We start from the raw sequence: 18,003 nt of genomic DNA, 5'->3' as shown, positions 1-18,003 counted from the left end.
GCTCAGGCGTTCATCGTGGCCTCCAGGACCGCGTCCCTGGCCTCCCGACGCTTGCGCTGCTCCTTCGGATCCGGAACCGGAACCGCCGACAGCAGCCGCTGTGTGTACGGGTGGACGGGGTTCGACACGACCTGCGAGGACTTTCCGATCTCGACGAGGTAACCGTGGCGCATCACCGCGATGCGCTCAGCGATGCGTTCGACCACAGCCAGATCGTGGCTGATGAACAGACACGCGAAACCGTATTCCTGCTGCAGGCCCTCGAACAGGTCGAGGACCTTCGCCTGCACGGACACGTCGAGCGCCGAGGTCGGCTCATCGGCGATGAGCAGCTTCGGTCGCAGAGTCAGTGCACGGGCGATGCCGATGCGCTGACGCTGACCGCCGGAGAGTTCGTGCGGATAGCGGTTGCGCATCGAAGTCGGCAGTTCGACCGCGGTCAGCAGCTCCTCGACCCGCCTGCTCAGCTCCGGCCCCTTCATCGCCTCATGGAGGTAGAGCGGCTCACCGATCGACTCCCCGACCGGCAGTCGCGGGTTGAGCGAGGAGCCGGGATCCTGGAACACGATTCCGACTTCCTTGCGCAGCGGTCGCATCTGCTTGTTGCTCAGGCCCTTGATGCTCGTGCCGTTGACGACCATATCGCCTTCGACAGTGGGCAGCAGGCCCAGAGCGGCGCGCCCGATCGTGGTCTTGCCCGACCCGGATTCGCCGACCAGACCCACGACTTCGCCGGGGGCGATCATGAGGTTGATGTGGTGAGCGGCGCGGAACGCCTTCTTCCGTCCGATCGCGGGATATTCGATCGCGGCATCGCGCAGCTGCAGGGCCGAGGGCTTCGAGAAGTCCGCCTGCGAGCCAGGATGGTAGTACGTCTCCGTGGAATCCATCTCGATGTCTCGGCGATCCTGCTCGCTCGCCTGAGCACGCGCCTCGGCCATGGCCATATCGGCAGCTCCGGCCTCGGAGAGACCATCGCCGCCGGCGCCGGTGTCGGGCTGCCCGACCGGGTCCGCAGCGTGCGAGGACTGATCGGAGCTGATGTCACTCAGGGAGGCCTCGACGTCGCCGATGCTGCCGCCGAACACTTCGTCTTCGGTTCCCGCACCGAGGTGGGGCACAGCCTCGAGGAGCTGCTTCGTGTACGGATGCTGCGGGTTGTAGAAGATCCCCTCCGCTGTGCCCGATTCGACCACCTGGCCGGCGCGCATGACGATGATGCGGTCGGCCATGTCCGCCACCACGCCCATATCGTGCGTGATGAGGATGATTCCGGCGTCGAGCTTCGACTTCAGCTCACGCATGAGCTTCAGTATCTCGGCCTGCACCGTCACGTCGAGGGCCGTGGTCGGTTCGTCGGCGATGAGCAGCTTCGGCTGGCAGGCCAGAGCCTGCGCGATCATGATGCGCTGACGCTGGCCGCCGGAGAGCTGGTGCGGGAACGAATGGAACCGGTCCTCCGGATCGGGGATCTCGACGAGGCGCATGAGCTCGAGCGCTCGTTCCTTGGCCTCGCTGGGGCCGATGTCGAGGTGGACGCGCAGCGTCTCCACGATCTGATACCCGGCGGTGTAGACCGGGTTGAGCGCGGTCATCGGCTCCTGGAAGATCACGGAGATGTCGTTGCCGCGCAGGGCCTGCATCTTCTCCGGCGGCATTCCGATGAGCTCACGGCCGTTGAGCTTCGCCGAACCGGCGGCCCGGCCGTTGCTCGGCAGCAGCCCGAGCAGAGACATGCTCGACTGCGACTTGCCGGAACCGGACTCGCCGACGATGGCCAGGACTTCACCGGCATTGACCGTGTAGTCGAGGTGTTCGGCGGCCATCCACCATTCGTCGCTGACCCAGAACTGGACTCCGAGGTCGTTGACCTCGAGGATCGGGGAACCCTTCTTCGGCTGGGTGTCTGCTTTCTTCTCAGCCATCACTTCGCCCCTTTCTGTGCCATGCGTTCGGCCTTCTTCATCTTCCTCCAGCTCGGGATGGTCTTCATCCGCGGGTCGAACGCATCGCGCAGTCCGTCGCCGATGAAGTTCACGCACAGAGCGATGACGATGATGAACAGACCGGGCCACCAGAACAGCCACGGACGCGTGGCGAAGGAGGTCTGGTATTCGCTGATGAGCTGGCCCAGCGAGATGCCGGGCGGCTTGATGCCGAAGCCGAGGTAGCTCAGCGAGGCTTCGAGCACGATCGCCTGGCTCATGATCAGCGTCGTGTTGACGATGATGACTCCCATGGCGTTGGGCAGCATGTGCTTGAACATGATCCGGAAGTCGCTCGCACCCGCCACGCGGGCCGAATCGACGAATTCGCGTTCGCGCAGAGACATGAAGTCACCGCGGACGAGTCGTGCGAGCCCGACCCAGAGGATACAGCCCAGTGCCACACCGAGCAGAGGTCCGTTCGCGCCGCCGACGAGGACGCCGAGGATCGAACCCACGACGATGACCGGCAGGATGACGAAACCGTCGGTGATGCGCATGAGGACCGAATCGACCCAACCGCGGTAGTATCCGGCGACTGCGCCGACGATCGTGCCGATGATCAGGCAGACGATGCCGATGATGAACATGACGACGAGAGAGATCTGCGTCCCCTTCATCACTCGGGCGAAGTTGTCCCGGCCGATCTCGTCCTGCCCGAAGGGGTGGTCACCCGGCGAGAAGAAGTTCGAGAACGACCAGGTCGGTGCTCCCCCGGGGTTCACCACGGGACCCGAAGCGGTGTGGCTGAACTTCCACCAGCCGGGAATGCCCGCGAAGCCCTGTGCGCTGAAGGCGAAGATCGCCACGAGCACGAGGACGACGATGCTGATCATCGCACCCTTGTGGCGGAGGAACTTGCGCAGGACGATCTTGCCCTGCGACAGGCCTTCGGTTTCCTTCGACTCGATCGCATTGTCCCCGACTTCGTCGAGAGCGAGAGCGTTCTGATTGTCGTTGTTGGTACTCATGCGTTCACTCGGATTCTCGGGTCGAGGACGGCGTAGAGGAAGTCCGCGACCAGGTTGGCGATGATGGCGAGCAGACCCGTGATCAGGATGTAGGCCATGACCGGGTCGAGCTCTGACTGTCGCATCGAGTCGATGAAGAGCTTGCCCATGCCGTTCCAGCCGAAGATCGTCTCCGTGATGACGGCGCCGCCGATCATCGTGATGATGTCGACGGGGATGACCGAGGCCAACGGCAGCAGCGCATTGCGCAGAGCGTGGCGCATGATCACCGTGCGCTCGTTGAGGCCCTTGGCTCGTGCAGTGCGGATGTAGTCCTGTCCCATGACCTCGAGCATCGAACCGCGTGTGTAGCGGGTGTAGGAGGCGAAGGAGATGAGGACCAGCGCGATCGACGGCAGCAGCAGGTGGGTGAACGAGTCGAGGTTCGTGATCCAGAAGTCACCGTCGATGTTCGGTGCCGATGCGCCGATCGTCGCGATCGGGCGGTTGTTGATGGCCGGATCGTCCGAATACTCCTGCCAGCCCTGCAGCACGCGGTCGGCGAAGATGAGCACGGCCACGATGATGGCGGTGAAGCTCGTCGTCCGTGCGGTGTCCCAGGGGTCGGGGCCCCGGAACGCCAGGCCGACGCCGACGGCGATCGCGATAGTCACGATGAGGAGGCCGAACATCCACAGCCAGTTCATTCCGACGTAGTAGAAGAGGTTCATCAGGGGCCAGTAGAGCAGCGCGCCGATGACGACTGTGGTCAGCGAGGCATAGAGCACGCGACGGTTCTTCAGCCCCGTCGACAGATACGTCATGACGATGGCCGCGCCGGCACCGATGACGACGACACCGAGGAGGCCGATCGTCGGGTGCTGCATCCAGCCGCTGGCGAGGATGTAGTAGATGGTGCCGAAGGTGATGAGTGCGGCGGCTGCGAAGGTGATGGCTCGCCGTCTGGCGCTGCCGCCGAGCGCACCCATCCAGAACAGCCCCATGGCCACACAGCCGATGATGATCGGCCACCAGGATTCCAGGGTCGGATCGTTGATGAAGTTGTTGATGTCGATCGCGCCGTACTGCTTAAGCAGCACCGCCACCCAGAAGACGGGCAGCGAGTAGAGGAGGAACGAGACGAAGGTGATGAAGTAGTCGAAGCCCGAGTACTGGCGGATGGCCGAGATCATGCCGACGGCGATGCCGAGGATGATGGCCACGATCGTCGAGGCAGTGATGAGCTTGATCGTGTTGACGATCGCGCCCTGCAGCTGGTCGGTGACCTCTTGGCCGGACTTCCAGGCGATGCCGAAGTCACATTGGCCGATGGCGCAGCCGCCGACGCCTGCCAGCCACTTGAAGTAGCGGACGACTGCGGGGGTATCGAGGTCGAGGAGCCGTCGACGCGACTCGTAGAGGGCCTCGATGTTCGGTGAGGTGCTCGCACGCAGGTCCCAGAAGAAGTCCAGGGCGACGTTGAGGAGCAGGTAGAGGACGAAGGTGACGACGAGAAGCACGAGCGCCGTCGACAGCAATCGTCGGAGGATGAATCTGATCATGATGGGGGTTCCGTTTCAAACTTCCGAAAACGCCGCTGTGGGGACCACACAGTGATCCCCACAGAAGGCTTGGGTGGAGAAGAACCGATCGCGTCAGCCGCGGATCAGTTGACTTCCCACTCCCAGTAGTTCCAGAACATCGTCGGCGACACAGCGGTCGACTTCACGTTCTTGACGCTGTCGCGATAGATCGTCAGTTCGGGGAACTGGAAGATCGGCGCGCCGAAGGCATCTTCGGTCAGCTGCTTCTCCATGTCGATGAGCAGATCCTGCTGCTGGTCCTCCTTGGACACGAGCAGCTTGTCGAGGATCTTGTTCATCTTCTCGCTCGAGTAGCCGCCGTAGTTGTTCTGAGCACCGGTGCGGAAGTTCGCATCGTTTTCCGTGACACCAGTACCCTCGGACTGCCAACCGAACAGCGAGACATCGTAGGTGCCGTCGCCGAGGCGGGTACCCCAGTTGACGTCGCCGACGTCCTTGATCTTGAAGCCGGCCTTCTCGGCCGATTCTTTGATCAGCTGGAACTCCTGCTGACGACGCGAGTTCGTATTGTCGTACATGACACGCACAGTCGGGGAGTCCACTCCGGCTTCCTCGAGCAGCTTCTTGGCGGCCTCGACGTCCCCGTCGGCGGCGTCGGCGACGCCGTTGACCTTCGTGATCGCGTCGTACATCGGCGATCCGGGCACCTGCGAGTACGAATCACGGGTGACCGCTTTGTCGTTGAGGGGCTTGATGATCTTCTCGACGATGTCCTCACGCGGCAGAGCCTTGAGGAACGCCTGGCGGACCTTCTTCGCCTTCTCCTCGTCACCGCCGTTTGCCTCTGGGTCGAAGGGGCCCTTGTTGTCGAAGGTGAAGTCGACGTGCTCATAGGTCGCACCGTCCGCGGCATCGACGTTGACTCCGTCGAGCTTCTCGGCGGCAGAGAGGACGTCCGCGGTCGCCTGCGGCTGGGTCATGTCGACCTCGCCGTTCTCGACCGCTTGGATCATGGCCATCGGATCGCCGTTGTAGCGGACCGTGACTGTCTTGACCTTCGGCTTGATCGGACCGGTGTACTTGTCGTCGAGTTCGAGGGTGACGTACTGGCCCTCTTCGAACTTCGTCATCTTGTACGGGCCGTTGTGGACCAGCAGGTCCTCGTCCTCCGGCATCGAGGTGAAGTCGAACCCGGTGTTCCACGTGTTCGAGATCTTCGACAGGGCTTCGGTGTCCTTGTCCTTGATGGCCTTGAGGATCGCATCCTTGCCCTCCTGGGCATCGTCGACGCCGAGAGCCTTCTTCGCCACGATGTGAGCGGGCAAGCCGACGCCGTCGGCACCGGTGCCGAATTCGGTCTGCCAGTCAGCGTAGGGCTTGGAGTATTCGAGGGTGATCTCCTTGCCGTCGTCGGAGATCTCCGGGAACTTCTTCACCAGAGCCGAACCCGCGGTGGAGGAGTCGAAGTAGACGGTCTTCGCGTCGTTCTTCTTCACCGATCCGTCGTCTTTGTTGTTCGATTCGACGGTGTTGAAGTTCGCCGAGGTGCCGGCCCAGGTCAGCGCCAGGTCAGCGGCATCGACAGGGGTTCCGTCCGACCACTTGGCATCATCGTTGAATGTGTACTTGACCTTGAGCGGATCTTCGGAGACCTGCTCGACCTTTCCGAGGGCACCGTCCTGGATTTCGAGGTCGCCGTCGTAGTACCCGAAGTTGTCATTCATCATGTAAGTGAGAATGGCGTTCGAGGTCGCATTGCCGTTGGCAGTCAGTGTGTTCATCGACCGGAAGGATTCGTTCCAACCGATGTTGACGGCGGTGTCCTTCGATGCTTCGTCGTCATCGCCTCCGCCAGGGGGTGTGCAGGCGGTGAGCACCATTGCAGCGGCAGCCACAGAGGCACCAGCCGCGAGGAAGCGCTTGTTCACGTTCTCTCCTTGTTGTTCTAGGGCGAGTCACCCTCGTACGTGCACCCCAAAGCCGGAGTGCATTCCGGTCACAGGATCGGCAGAGGCCGAGGCGCATGTGACCGCGTTCATGTTTTTCACATGGAATGCATCAAAGTTAATTCACCGGAGACTGTGACCGAGTCCACATAATGAGCAAAATTCCGAATCGTTACCGTTTCGAAACCAAGGGAACGGACAAGTTTTGCTCAGTCTCAATGGATAGGATGAACAGGTGGCTGACAGTGAGATAGATCGCAATGAGACCGAGCCCACCGTCGTGCGGACGACGAGTTCGACGGCTCTGTTCTTCATCATCGGAGGGCTCTGTGCCTTCGGTGTGCTCTCGATCGTGTTCGGCGATTTCACGCTGCGCGGACTCGCCGCAGCAGGCATCCCGCTGGCCGTCGGCACCTTGGTCTTCGTCTTCTACCGATATCCCCGTGTCGAGCTGCACCGACGGCAGATCGTCTTGGTCAATCCCCTGCAGACCGTGACGATCCCGTGGAACCTCGTCGACGGCTTCGAGACCCACTTCGGTCTCAGTGTGCGCACTCATGCGAAGAAGTTCGCCTCATGGCCGCTGGCCGGCAAGGGCAAGAAGTGGGAGAAGGACGAGCACGGCATCCGCCGGCTCGTCGAGAATCCGACCCCGGCCGTCGATACCGTGCTCGAACGCTATTCGGCTCTCAGTGACGAAGAGCTGGCCAATCCAGGCGGGCAGCGCATCGTCGAGACGAGATGGAACATCGGCATCATCGCCGTGGGGCTCCTCGCCATCGCGTGGGCGCTCATCGGCTTCGCCGCACTGCCGAGCTGAGGAGCTCGCTGAACGTCCCCGACTTCGCCCAGAGCCGGGGCAGGGTCGCGGTCACCAGCCGCGGTCGCGCCACTCCCCCAGTTTCGGGCGCTCGTCACCCAGAGTCGTCGAATCCCCGTGCCCGGGCAGCACGAGAGTCTCGTCCGGAAGCTCACCGAAGACCCGGTCCTCGAGGTCGTCCATGAGAGATGTGAAGTCCTCGGTCGACCAGGTCTTGCCCGGTCCACCCGGGAACAGCGAATCGCCGGAGAACAGGACCGTCTTGCCTCCGTCACGCAGAAGCAGCGCGATCGAACCGGGAGTGTGTCCGCGCAGCTCAATGGCCTGGAGGACGAATCCGCCGAAGTCCCCGACGTCGAGGTGATCGACGGAATGCGCGATCTCGACGCCTTCCGCCTCGGTGATGGCGGCCGCGTCCGCGGCTCCGGCGATGGTCATCGCCTCCGGATAGTTCGCCGAGGTGGCCGGCAGCGCCCGAATATGATCCCAGTGCCGGTGGGTGGTGATGATTGCCCGCAGCGTCGGTTCGGCTTCGGTGTCCTGGGCACCTGAGCCGATGAGCTCGGCGATCGCATCGGCGTCATCGGCGGCGTCGATGAGCACCTGGGAGCCGGTCTCCCTGCCCGTCAGCAGGTAGACGTTGTTCGCCATCTCGGAGACCGCGATAGAGCGGATGACGACATGCTCAGTTTCGATCGTGTTCATTTCCGTACTCCTCAATCTGTTCTGACTCTGCTCAATCTGTTCGAGGCCGGGTCACCAGGCGCCGCGCGTGTACTGCGGTGGGTAGGGTCCGGGTTCGACGCCGAGCACGTGGGCGGCACGCTGCGGCCATGAGGGTTCGCGCAGAGCGGCTCTGGCCATGAAGATCGCATCGGCCTGCCCCGTACTGAGGATGGTCTCGGCCTGCTTCGGGTCGGTGATGAGTCCGACGGCACCGGTCGGGACCCCTTCTGCCCGAATCGCTGCTGCCAGGGACACCTGGTAGCCGGGACCGACGGGGACTCGCACCGGACAGTTGCCGCCCGAGGAGACGTCGATGAGGTCGACTCCGGCTTCGGACAGGGCACGGCCGACCTCCGCGGCCTCGGCGATGTCGAAGCCGCCGTCGGTCCATTCGCTGGCCGAGATGCGCACGAACACCGGCACGTCGTCTCCGACTTCGGCGCGCACGGCGGCATAGACCTCGCGCAGCAGCCGGGACCGTCCGGCGAGGTCGCCGCCGTATTCGTCGCTGCGCTGATTCGACAGCGGCGACAGGAACGAATGGAGCAGGTAGCCGTGAGCGGAGTGGAGTTCGACGAGGTCGAACCCGGCGTCGATCGAACGACGGGCCGCAGCGGCGAAGGCGGCGACCACCTCGGCGATGTCGTCCTTCGTCATCTCCCCGGGGTCGGCCAGCTTCGGATAGGCGATGGGGCTGGCCCCGAGTGTCGGCCACCCGCCCTCGGACTCGGGCACGCTGCCCTTCGGCTCACCAATGAAGGGACGATAGGTGCTGGCCTTGCGGCCGGCGTGAGCGAGCTGGATGCCGATGACGCTGCCCTGGGAGTGGACGAAGTCGACGACCGCCGACCACGACTCGGCCTGATCGTCGTTCCAGATCCCGGCGTCCTGCGGGGAGATGCGCCCTTCGGGGACGACGGCTGAGGCTTCGGTGAGGATGAGTCCGAATCCGCCCTGCGCCCGGGCACCGAGGTGGACGAGGTGCCAGGGTCCCGGCATTCCGTCTTCGGCTTCGCAGGAGTACTGGCACATCGGGGCGAGCCAGATGCGGTTGGGAATCTCGGTTCCACGCAGGGTCAGCGGTTCGAACAGCTCAGTCATGTAATCAGTCTGCCAGTTCCGCTCGACCTCACACAGCGATCCCGAATACCGGAACGGCGAGCAGATACACCGTGGCGGTGACGAGCACGATGCCGATGACGTTGAGCCACAGCCCGCCCTTGACCATCTGAGCCACGGTGACGTAGCCCGAGCCGAAGGCGACCGCGTTCGGCGGGGTGGCGACCGGCAGCATGAACGCGCAGGTCGCGGCCAAGGCGACGGGAATCGTCAGCAGCAGGGGGTCGAGGTCGAGGCCCATCGCCACTCCCCCGACGACGGGAACGAACGTCGCCGCTGTCGCGGTGTTCGAGGTCAGCTCGGTGAGGAAGAGGATGATGGCCGCGAAGATCGCCACGACGAGCACTGTGGGCAGAACCCCGAGACCGCTGGTGGTCTTGCCGATCCATTCGGTCAGTCCCGAGTCCGAGAACTGTGCGGACAGAGCGAGTCCGCCGCCGAAGAGCAGGAGGACTCCCCAGGGCAGCTTCTCCGCCGTCTCCCAGTCGAGGAGCCGAACTCCCCGGTTTGCTCCACCGGGGATGAGGAAGAGGAGGAGACCCACGGCCATGGCGATGCCTTCGTCGCTGATCGGCGGTTCCTCGAAGATCAGCGGCAGAGAGATCCAGCTGACGGCGGCGAGGACGAACATCGCGAGCACGAGCTTCTCACCAGTGGACATAGGACCGAGTTTGGCCAGTTCATCGCGGATGAGCTCACGTCCGCCGGGGATCCTGTTGATCTCCGGTTTGAACAGCACCTTGACCAGGAGGAACCAGGCGATGGCCATCATCACCACCGACAGCGGCACACCGACGATCATCCACTGGCCGAAGCCGATGGAGATGTCGTAGCTGTCTTTGAGATAGCCGATGAGGAAGAGGTTGGGAGGAGTGCCGATGATGGTGCCCAGCGACCCGATCGACGCGGAGTAGGCGATGCCGAGCATGAGCGCGGTGCCGAAATTCGATTTCACAACCGCGCCGATGCCGGTGTCATCGCCGCCGTCGCTCGGGCTGTCGGCAGCACCGTCGCCGTCGCTCGGCCTGTCGGCAGCACCGCCGGCGTCTTCGGTTCCTGCCCCGTCCGGATCCGCAGCTTCGTTGAGGGCCGTGCCCACGACCTTCGACACGATCATGAGCACCGACATGCCGATCGGCAGCATCATCACTGCGGTCGCCGTGTTCGACACCCACATCGAGATGAATCCGGTGGCGATCATGAAGCCGGCGATCATCGGTCCGGGCCGGTCGCCCATGATGCTCAGAGTCACAAGTGCGATGCGTCGGTGCAGATTCCACCGCTGCATCGCCAGGGCGATGAGGAAGCCGCCGAGGAAGAGGAAGATGATCGGGTTCCCGTAGGAGGCGCCGACGGTCTCCATCTCGACGTCCGTGCCGAGCACGGGAAATGCCACGAGCGGGACGAGGGAGGTCGCAGCGATCGGCAGCGCTTCCGTCATCCACCAGGCCGCCATGAGCACAGCGACCGCGGCAGTCAATTTGGCGGCATGCCCGACGTCGGCGGGCATGATCGCGTAGATCAGGGAGGAGAAGATGAGGCCGAGCAGGAACCCGGTCCACCGGATTCTCAGCGTGGTGCGGCTGACGCCGGGTTCTCGTTCCCCCGGAGAGCGCAGATCGATCTCGGTGGATGTGAACTCAGTGGAATTCGGGCGCGGGGACATTCTCACTCCTCATCGAGCAGGTTTGTCTGTGCTTTCGCCCAGCCTACTCCAGAAGTGGTCTCCCGAGAGTGGGAACCGGCCCCTGCGCGTGGGTCCGACCGTTCCTACAGCTGGCCGCAGAACTCCAGGATGTGGTCGACGACGATCTCGGGGTGTTCGACCATCAGCAGGTGTGCGGAGTCCGGGATCGTGACGAAGTGCGCACCCTCGATCTGCTGGGCCATCTCCGCCATCGCCTCCGGAGTGCAGCCGGGGTCCTGGGCGCCGGCCATGACCAGCGTCGGGGTGCTGATCGAACCGAGCTTCCCGCTCAAGTCGTAGGTCTTCAGCGCCGAGGCGGCCGCGATATAGGCCTCATCCTCGATCAGGGCGAGGTCGGTCAGGATGAGGTGGCCGGTGGCGATGTCCTCGCCGAGGAATCCGGCGGCGAACCACCGATCGGCGGTGTCATCGACGACGCTCCGGGTGCCGTCGGCGCGGATTTCGGCGATGCGTTCGTCCCAGGACTCCGGGGTGCCGAACTTCTCGGCTGTCGCGCAGGCGACGAGGCCGGTCAGCACGTCGGGATGATTGAGCGCCAGGGTCAGGCCGACGGCGCCCGAGATCGAGACTCCGCAGTACGCGAAGGACTCCACCCCGAGCTCGGCGAGGGATTCGACGAGGCCGGAGGCCAGCTGTTCGATCGTCAGCGGTGCGGCCGCCTCAGCGAGGGATCCACCGGTGGAGACGGTGTGTCCGGGAAGGTCGGTGAGGTAGATCTGATAGTCGTCGGCCAAGCGTGCGGCCACGGACGTCCACAAGGGCATCCGGGTGCCCAGAGCGTTGCCGAAGACGAGGACGGGAGAACCGGGATTGTCATTGAAGGCACGGACGGCGATGCGCATTGAGGCTCCTTGAGAACTTGAGGTGCGACGGAAATTCGACTGGATGCGACGGGAGTCGACGAGCTGGATTCGACGGGGAAGCTGTGTCCGGATCGGTCAGGAGTCTGTCGTTGAAAGCCTACCGCCGGAGAACTCGAGATAACAGCTCGGGCACAGTGATTCGTAGGTCACGGAATTGCCGTCGATGGCGACCTGATCACCGGCGAAGATGAACTGTCCGTCGACGAGGCGGCCGTTGAACATGGCCTTGCGACCGCAGCGGCAGATCGTCTTGAGCTCTTCGAGGGTGTGCGCGATCTCGAGCAGCCGGGCCGATCCGGGGAATGCCTTCGTCTGGAAGTCCGTGCGGATTCCGTAGCACATCACCGGCACCGAGGTTGCGGTGGCGATGCGCATGAGCGAATCCACTTGGACGGGGCTGAGGAACTGCGCTTCGTCGATGAGCAGGCACGCGACCGGGATCTTCGGGGTGTCGATGGACTCGATGAGGGCATCGTGGTCGACGTAGTCCGCATGTTCGGCGTAGATCGTCTCGACGTCGCCGTCGGCTGGGATGACGAAGTCGACCTCGCGGGTGACTCCCAACCGGGACACGATCAGCGATGCGCCCTTGGTGTCGATGAGGGGTTTGGCCAGCAGAACCCGCTGACCGCGCTCCTCATAGTTGAAGGCCGCCTGCAGCAGAGCGGTCGACTTGCCGGAATTCATCGCTCCGTACCGGAAGTAGAGTTTGGCCACTGTCGTCCTCTTTCTGTTGTCCGTGCCGACACAGAAGACTACCGGGTGCGAACGACAGGTGTGAGCACCGTCATCGGCCTGAACCGACTGCTGAAATGGCCCAGAAGGTAGGATGGAGGGCGATAAACCCCAAGAAGATGCGGAGTGGTCCTTAACTATGGCTAAAATCATTTACACGCGCACGGATGAAGCGCCGCTTCTGGCGACGTATTCGCTCAAACCCATCATCGAAGCCTTCGCCACGTCGGCCGGTGTCGAGGTTGAGACTCGAGACATCTCTCTCGCCGCACGCGTGCTGGCCCAGTTCAGCGATCGCCTGCCCGAAGGCCAGCAGGTCGGCGACGCCCTGGCCGAGCTGGGCGCACTCGCCCAGACTCCTGATGCCAACATCATCAAGCTGCCCAACATCTCCGCCTCCGTCCCGCAGCTGAAGGCGACGATCGCCGAGCTCCAGTCCCAGGGCTACGATCTGCCCGACTACCCGGAAGAGCCCTCCACCGATGAGGAGAAGGATGTCAGGGCCCGATATGACAAGGTCAAGGGTTCGGCCGTCAACCCGGTGCTGCGTGAGGGCAACTCCGACCGTCGCGCTCCGCAGGCGGTGAAGAACTTCGCCAAAGCCCACCCTCATTCGATGGGCGAATGGACCGAGGACTCGAAGACCCGCGTCGCCACCATGGGTTCGGGCGATTTCCGCGACAACGAGAAGTCCGTGATCATCGACGCCGATGACACCCTGACCATCCGCCTGCGCACCGAAGCCGGCGAGACGGCCGTGCTCAAGGAGTCCCTGCCCGTCCTCGCCGGCGAGATCGTCGATTCGACGAAGATGAACGCCGCCGCCCTCGACGAGTTCGTCAAGGATCAGATCGCCGCGGCCAAGGCCGATGGTGTCCTCTTCTCCGTCCATCTCAAGGCCACGATGATGAAGGTCTCCGACCCCATCCTCTTCGGCAAGGTCATCGAGGCCTTCTTCCCCGACGTCTTCGCCGAATACGGTGATGTCCTCGCCGAGGCGGGACTGACCTCCGACAACGGGCTGGCCGCCATCCTCGCCGGACTCGACACCCTGCCCGCCGATGCGGCCACCGGGATCAAGGCCGGAATCGAGAAGGGCCTGGCCGAGGGGCCCGACCTGGCCATGGTCAACTCGCACAAGGGCATCACGAACCTCCACGTGCCCTCCGACGTCATCGTCGACGCCTCCATGCCCGCGATGATCCGCGTCGGCGGCAAGATGTGGAACAAGGACGACCAGACCCAGGACACCCTGGCCGTCATCCCCGATTCCTCCTACGCCGGCGTCTACCAGACCGTCATCGAGGACTGCCAGGCCAAGGGCGCCTTCGACCCGCGGACCATGGGCACCGTGCCCAACGTCGGACTCATGGCGCAGAAGGCCGAAGAGTACGGCAGCCACGACAAGACCTTCGAGATCCCGGAAGCCGGAACCGTCGAGGTCGTCGACTCCGCAGGCGATGTGCTCATGAGCCACGACGTCGCCGCCGGTGACATCTGGCGTGCCTGCCAGACCAAGGACATCCCCGTCCGCGACTGGGTCAAGCTCGCTGTCACCCGCGCCCGCCTGTCGGAGACCCCGGCCGTCTTCTGGCTCGATGAGACCCGCGCCCACGACCGCAACATCAAGGCGAAGGTCGAGGAGTACCTCAAGGACCACGACACCGAGGGCCTGGACATCCGCATCATGAACCCGGTCGAGGCCACTCAGTTCTCCATCGACCGCATCCGTGAGGGCAAGGACACCATCTCGGTGACCGGCAACGTGCTCCGTGACTACAACACGGACCTGTTCCCGATCCTCGAACTCGGCACCTCGGCGAAGATGCTCTCCGTGGTTCCTCTCATCGCAGGCGGCGGACTGTTCGAGACAGGTGCCGGCGGTTCGGCTCCGAAGCACGTCCAGCAGCTCGTCGAAGAGAACCACCTGCGGTGGGACTCCCTCGGAGAGTTCCTCGCCCTGGCCGAATCCTTCCGCCACGAATTCAACGTCCACGGAAACGAGCGGGCAGGCGTCCTCGCCGACACCCTCGACGCCGCAACGGGCAGATTCCTCGAAGAGAACAAGTCGCCGTCGCGCAAGGTCGGCGAGATCGACAACCGCGGCAGCCACTTCTACCTCACCACCTACTGGGCACAGCAGCTGGCCGAGCAGACCTCCGACGAGGCACTGGCCGAGGCCATCGCCCCCGTGGCGAAGGCGCTGGCCGAGAAGGGGGACGCCATCGTGGCCGAGCTCCTCGAGGTCCAGGGCAGCCCGGTCGACCTGGGTGGCTACTACTACCCGAACGACGCGAAGACCGAAGCCGCCATGCGCCCTTCGGCCACGCTCAACGAGATCATCTCCTCGCTGAGCAAGACTGTCTGATCGACTGATCGACACCATCTGAGAAAGAGTCCCGGCAGACCCCGCCGGGACTCTTTCTCTACCCTCATGCGCCCCATCAGCAGTTATGATGGGGCGCATGAGTACTCAAGACCCGCGTGGCGATTCGCAGACGCCCGAAGAGCTCCTGGCCGAAACCGATTCAGTGCTCGGCAGCGATACTCCCGCGACGGGCGAGACCGCCGCTGTGGACAAGACCCGGGAGATGTCCCCCCAAGAAACTCATGAGCAGACTCAGCCTCCGGCAGGACACACCGGTGAGCTGCCGTCGACGAAGACCGGTTCCGGAATGTCGGCGGGCATGTGGGTCTCCCTCATCCTCGGCGCCGTCATCGTCGTCCTCCTGCTCATCTTCATTCTGCAGAACAATGTCCCGGCCGAGTTCAAGTACTTCGGCTGGCAGTTCGAACTGCCCCTGGGCGTGGCGATGCTCTTCGCTGCGATCGGCGGCATCCTAATCGCCGGAATCATCGGTTCGGTGCGGATCTTCGTTCTGGGACGCAAGCTGAAGAAGATCAACAAGGCCCTGGGCCGCTGATCGATGGCGCACCACCCCAGCTTCACCGAAGTGCCCACCGAGCTGCCTGTCACTCTCATCCTCGCCGATACCTCGGCTGAAGCGGCGTGGGCGCGCGACGACGATTCCGCGCTCACCGAGCAGGAACGCAATTATGCTGAGGAATTCGACGCCGAGGCGGCTCTCACCTGGTCGGCCGGTCGTGTCGTTCTTCGCCATGTGCTCGGAGCGCGTCTCGACCAGGATCCCGCTGCGATCGAGATCCGCCTCGATTCGGCAGGCAAACCACGCCACGACGAGTGCGAGTTCTCGGTGTCCCGGTCTCGTCGCCTCGTCCTCGTCGCCGTCGCCGATGATCCGGTCGGCCTCGACATCGAAGCGGTCCCCGAACGAGATGTCGCCTTCGAGGCGATGCAGCTGCTCCACGAACGAGAGCGGGCCGAGCTCGAAGTGCTTCCCGACGGCGACTTCGCGGCCGGATTCGTCCGCGTGTGGGCGCGCACCGAAGCCTTCCTCAAGGCATTGAGCACCGGCCTGGCCCGCGATCCCGGTCTCGACTACATCGGCGCCGGGCCGCAGCCGAACTCTCCGCATCCGGATGTCGACATCCACGATCTCGAGGCCGGCATTCCGGACGGTCATATCGCTGCGATCGCGTTCAATCGCTGACTGCCTCTCTGCAGAGTTCCCGCCGATCAAGCGCTGCCACGCCTGTCCGCCCGAAGCGCACCGATCCGGCAGGAATTCGCGCCGATCAAGCCCTACAGCGGATATGTGCCCGTAGACGACCACAAATGTGCGCGGGCGCTTGATCGGCCGAAAGGGTCGCGCGGGAACGCTTGATCCTCGGAGGGTGTGCGGGCGCGGTCAGGGGTTCTGTGAGTCTTCTTCGCTGAAGGAGGGGCCGTTCTCGCCGGTCGTGAAGATCACGGCGATGCCCAGAGAGCCCACGCCCACCAAGCCGAAGAGTATCCAGGCACCGGCGGGGTTGCTCGCGGCGGCGAGGATGAGCCCGATGACGACGGCGACGACGATGAGCGCGTCGAAGACCATCGGGTACTTCAGATAGCCTTTCTCGCCCTTGCTCACGCCATAGGAGATCTGAGTGGCGGCGCTGAGGAAGAGCAGCACCAGAGCGGTGATGACCAGCCAGCGTGGGGCGAGGAAGAAATCCTCGAGCCCGCCGACGACGATGAAGCCGGCGACGGCCAGCAGCAGCTTGATGATGCCGTCGACTGCGAATCCGGAATTCCTCATGACTGCATCCTACTCAACAGGGTCTTCACTTCTCCCAAGGCCTCCTGCAGCACAGTGGCCTCGACGTTCGAATGGGCGATGACCAGACCGTGCCTGACCTCGTCCCCGCCGGTCCAGCCGCGGGCCAATGAGGCGACGAGGATGCCGCGGTCGGCCAACTGCCGCAGCAGTCTCTCGGCCTGCTCCTGAGTCGTTTCGATGACGAGAGTGCGTCCGTCATGGACCAGACCGGGGATCGGACCGATCTCGGCCACGACCTCCTCGGCGGCCCGCAGTCGACGTCGACCGCGGGAGATGCGACGACGCAGCCCACCGGAGCCGAGGTAGGAGGCGATGGCCATCTGCAGAATCGGTGAGAACGCGGGGCCGAGCGCCGTGCGCATGCTCATCAGCCTCTCCGAGGTCTCCCCGCGGGCGATGACGTACCCGGTCGATACGGCCGAGGTCAGCAGAGTGGAGAAGGTGCCGATATGGACGACCCGGGCTGCGCTGCCGGTCGATGATGCGAGGTCGAAGAGTGTCGGGAGCACGGTGCGGGTGAAGCGGGCCTCACTGTCGTAGTCGTCTTCGACGAGGAGGGCATCGCCTCGAGCCGCCCAGTCCAACAGCCGGGCACGCTGGTCGACCGGCATCGGCGTTCCGTGTGGAAACTGATGGTTCGGGGTCACCACGGCGGCGCCCACTTCGGTCGGAGCCGACGACGAGGAGGCGGTGTCCAGGGGAACGAGATGCTGGTCGGTCATTGCCTGCCGCAGGCCCGGGAACCCGGGATTCTCCACGGCGATGGAGCCGGAGATGCCGGTGCTCAGCAGCAGTCGCAGTCCGTCGCGAGACCCACTGGTGAGGATGATCTCATCGGGGTCGACCGCCATACCACGCGCCAGTCGCAGATAGTCGGCGATCGCCCAGCGGGCACGGGGTTGGCCCAAGGGATCGATCGGGCCCGGGTCGACGTCGAGTGACTCCCTCCAGGCCCGGCGGAAGGCCGGTTCGCGCAGAGGGTCGTCACCGCCGAATCCCGGGCGCAGGTCGACGTAGTTGCGCAGGCGCCGCCTCGGCGAATCGGGAATCCGGTGCCGCGGATGCGGTGTTCGCGACGCGGCGGGCAGGTCGGGGTTGATCAGCGTGGCCGAGCGTTCGGCGGCGATGAGGAATCCCTCGACGGCGAGCTGGGCGTAGGCGGTCTCCACACTGCCGCGCGAGATCCCGAGGTGCTTGGCCAGCCGACGACTCGAGGGCACCGCATCTCCGGGACGCAGAGTCCCCTCCGAGATGAGACGACGCAGCTCCTGAGTGAGCTGATCGGGCAGGGGAGTCGGCAGACCCTTGTCGACGTTCATCGGCAGTGCAATGCCCTCGGCCTGCTTGCGATCCTGTGACGTCGAATCCATCAGTCGATCATAGTGCGACCACAGTCTTCTGGCCTAAAATATTTGCACATTTCTGG

The 18,003-nt window shown here is 64.1% G+C and carries 15 protein-coding genes; 4 read left to right on the top strand and 11 right to left on the bottom strand.

The genetic code is table 11. The annotated features are described in order from the left end of the window. Window positions 1-2 precede the first annotated feature (2 nt). The 4 genes from FHG09_RS12485 to FHG09_RS12470 all read right to left on the bottom strand — a co-directional run bounded on the left by FHG09_RS12485 (window position 3) and on the right by FHG09_RS12470 (window position 6,407). Window positions 3-1,925, bottom strand: a complete 1,923-nt coding sequence (locus FHG09_RS12485) for an ABC transporter ATP-binding protein (protein WP_152347974.1) — start codon at window positions 1,923-1,925, stop codon at window positions 3-5. Then, a complete protein-coding gene (locus tag FHG09_RS12480) occupies window positions 1,925-2,956 on the bottom strand; it encodes an ABC transporter permease (RefSeq protein ID WP_152347973.1) in 1,032 nt (343 codons plus the stop codon). Before FHG09_RS12480 ends, FHG09_RS12485 begins: the two co-directional genes overlap by 1 nt. Beyond that, window positions 2,953-4,497, bottom strand: a complete 1,545-nt coding sequence (locus FHG09_RS12475) for an ABC transporter permease (protein WP_152347972.1) — start codon at window positions 4,495-4,497, stop codon at window positions 2,953-2,955. The genes FHG09_RS12480 and FHG09_RS12475 overlap by 4 nt, the downstream gene beginning before the upstream one ends. A 104-nt stretch (window positions 4,498-4,601) precedes the next feature. Next, on the bottom strand, window positions 4,602-6,407 hold the full coding sequence (locus FHG09_RS12470; RefSeq protein ID WP_152347971.1) for an ABC transporter family substrate-binding protein: 1,806 nt from the start codon (window positions 6,405-6,407) through the stop codon (window positions 4,602-4,604). 253 nt (window positions 6,408-6,660) lie between these two features. On the opposite strand from FHG09_RS12470, the gene FHG09_RS12465 reads away from it, so the two are divergent. Beyond that, window positions 6,661-7,245: a hypothetical protein gene (locus tag FHG09_RS12465; protein WP_227492741.1), complete on the top strand. Its 585-nt coding sequence runs from the start codon at window positions 6,661-6,663 to the stop codon at window positions 7,243-7,245. A 51-nt stretch (window positions 7,246-7,296) separates the two neighbouring features. Here the strand turns inward: FHG09_RS12465 and FHG09_RS12460 are convergent, their stop codons facing one another. From FHG09_RS12460 to FHG09_RS12440, 5 genes are all read right to left on the bottom strand, one after another. Then, window positions 7,297-7,950 (bottom strand): MBL fold metallo-hydrolase, encoded by a 654-nt coding sequence (locus FHG09_RS12460; protein WP_152347970.1) that lies wholly within the window; start codon window positions 7,948-7,950, stop codon window positions 7,297-7,299. Between the two features lie 51 nt (window positions 7,951-8,001). Continuing rightward, complete coding sequence (locus tag FHG09_RS12455) at window positions 8,002-9,072, bottom strand: NADH:flavin oxidoreductase/NADH oxidase (protein ID WP_152347969.1); 1,071 nt, start codon at window positions 9,070-9,072, stop codon at window positions 8,002-8,004. Window positions 9,073-9,100: 28 nt separating this feature from the next. After that, complete coding sequence (locus FHG09_RS12450) at window positions 9,101-10,756, bottom strand: SLC13 family permease (protein WP_152347968.1); 1,656 nt, start codon at window positions 10,754-10,756, stop codon at window positions 9,101-9,103. 104 nt (window positions 10,757-10,860) lie between these two features. Continuing rightward, complete coding sequence (locus tag FHG09_RS12445; RefSeq protein WP_152347967.1) at window positions 10,861-11,640, bottom strand: alpha/beta fold hydrolase; 780 nt, start codon at window positions 11,638-11,640, stop codon at window positions 10,861-10,863. A 96-nt stretch (window positions 11,641-11,736) separates the two neighbouring features. Further along, window positions 11,737-12,378: a thymidine kinase gene (locus tag FHG09_RS12440; RefSeq protein ID WP_152347966.1), complete on the bottom strand. Its 642-nt coding sequence runs from the start codon at window positions 12,376-12,378 to the stop codon at window positions 11,737-11,739. A 157-nt stretch (window positions 12,379-12,535) separates the two neighbouring features. Between FHG09_RS12440 and FHG09_RS12435 the strand changes: the two genes are divergently transcribed. The 3 genes from FHG09_RS12435 to FHG09_RS12425 all read left to right on the top strand — a co-directional run bounded on the left by FHG09_RS12435 (window position 12,536) and on the right by FHG09_RS12425 (window position 15,968). Beyond that, a complete protein-coding gene (locus FHG09_RS12435) occupies window positions 12,536-14,764 on the top strand; it encodes an NADP-dependent isocitrate dehydrogenase (protein ID WP_152347965.1) in 2,229 nt (742 codons plus the stop codon). Window positions 14,765-14,861: 97 nt separating this feature from the next. Beyond that, window positions 14,862-15,320: a lipopolysaccharide assembly LapA domain-containing protein gene (locus FHG09_RS12430; protein ID WP_152347964.1), complete on the top strand. Its 459-nt coding sequence runs from the start codon at window positions 14,862-14,864 to the stop codon at window positions 15,318-15,320. A 3-nt stretch (window positions 15,321-15,323) separates the two neighbouring features. After that, window positions 15,324-15,968 carry a 4'-phosphopantetheinyl transferase family protein gene (locus FHG09_RS12425; protein WP_152347963.1) on the top strand — a complete coding sequence of 215 codons (645 nt, stop codon included), beginning with the start codon at window positions 15,324-15,326 and terminating at the stop codon, window positions 15,966-15,968. A gap of 198 nt (window positions 15,969-16,166) precedes the next feature. On the opposite strand, the gene FHG09_RS12420 is transcribed toward FHG09_RS12425, so the two are convergent. Together FHG09_RS12420 and FHG09_RS12415 are read right to left on the bottom strand one after the other, a co-directional pair. Then, window positions 16,167-16,556, bottom strand: coding sequence for a hypothetical protein (locus FHG09_RS12420; protein ID WP_152347962.1), 390 nt, complete (start codon window positions 16,554-16,556; stop codon window positions 16,167-16,169). Further along, on the bottom strand, window positions 16,553-17,947 hold the full coding sequence (locus FHG09_RS12415) for a PLP-dependent aminotransferase family protein (RefSeq protein WP_152347961.1): 1,395 nt from the start codon (window positions 17,945-17,947) through the stop codon (window positions 16,553-16,555). The genes FHG09_RS12420 and FHG09_RS12415 overlap by 4 nt, the downstream gene beginning before the upstream one ends. Between the last annotated feature and the right edge of the window lie 56 nt (window positions 17,948-18,003).

Source organism: Brevibacterium sp. CFH 10365 (genome assembly GCF_009299785.1).
GTDB lineage: Bacteria > Actinomycetota > Actinomycetes > Actinomycetales > Brevibacteriaceae > Brevibacterium > Brevibacterium limosum.
This window is presented reverse-complemented; position numbering and strand designations above follow the sequence as displayed.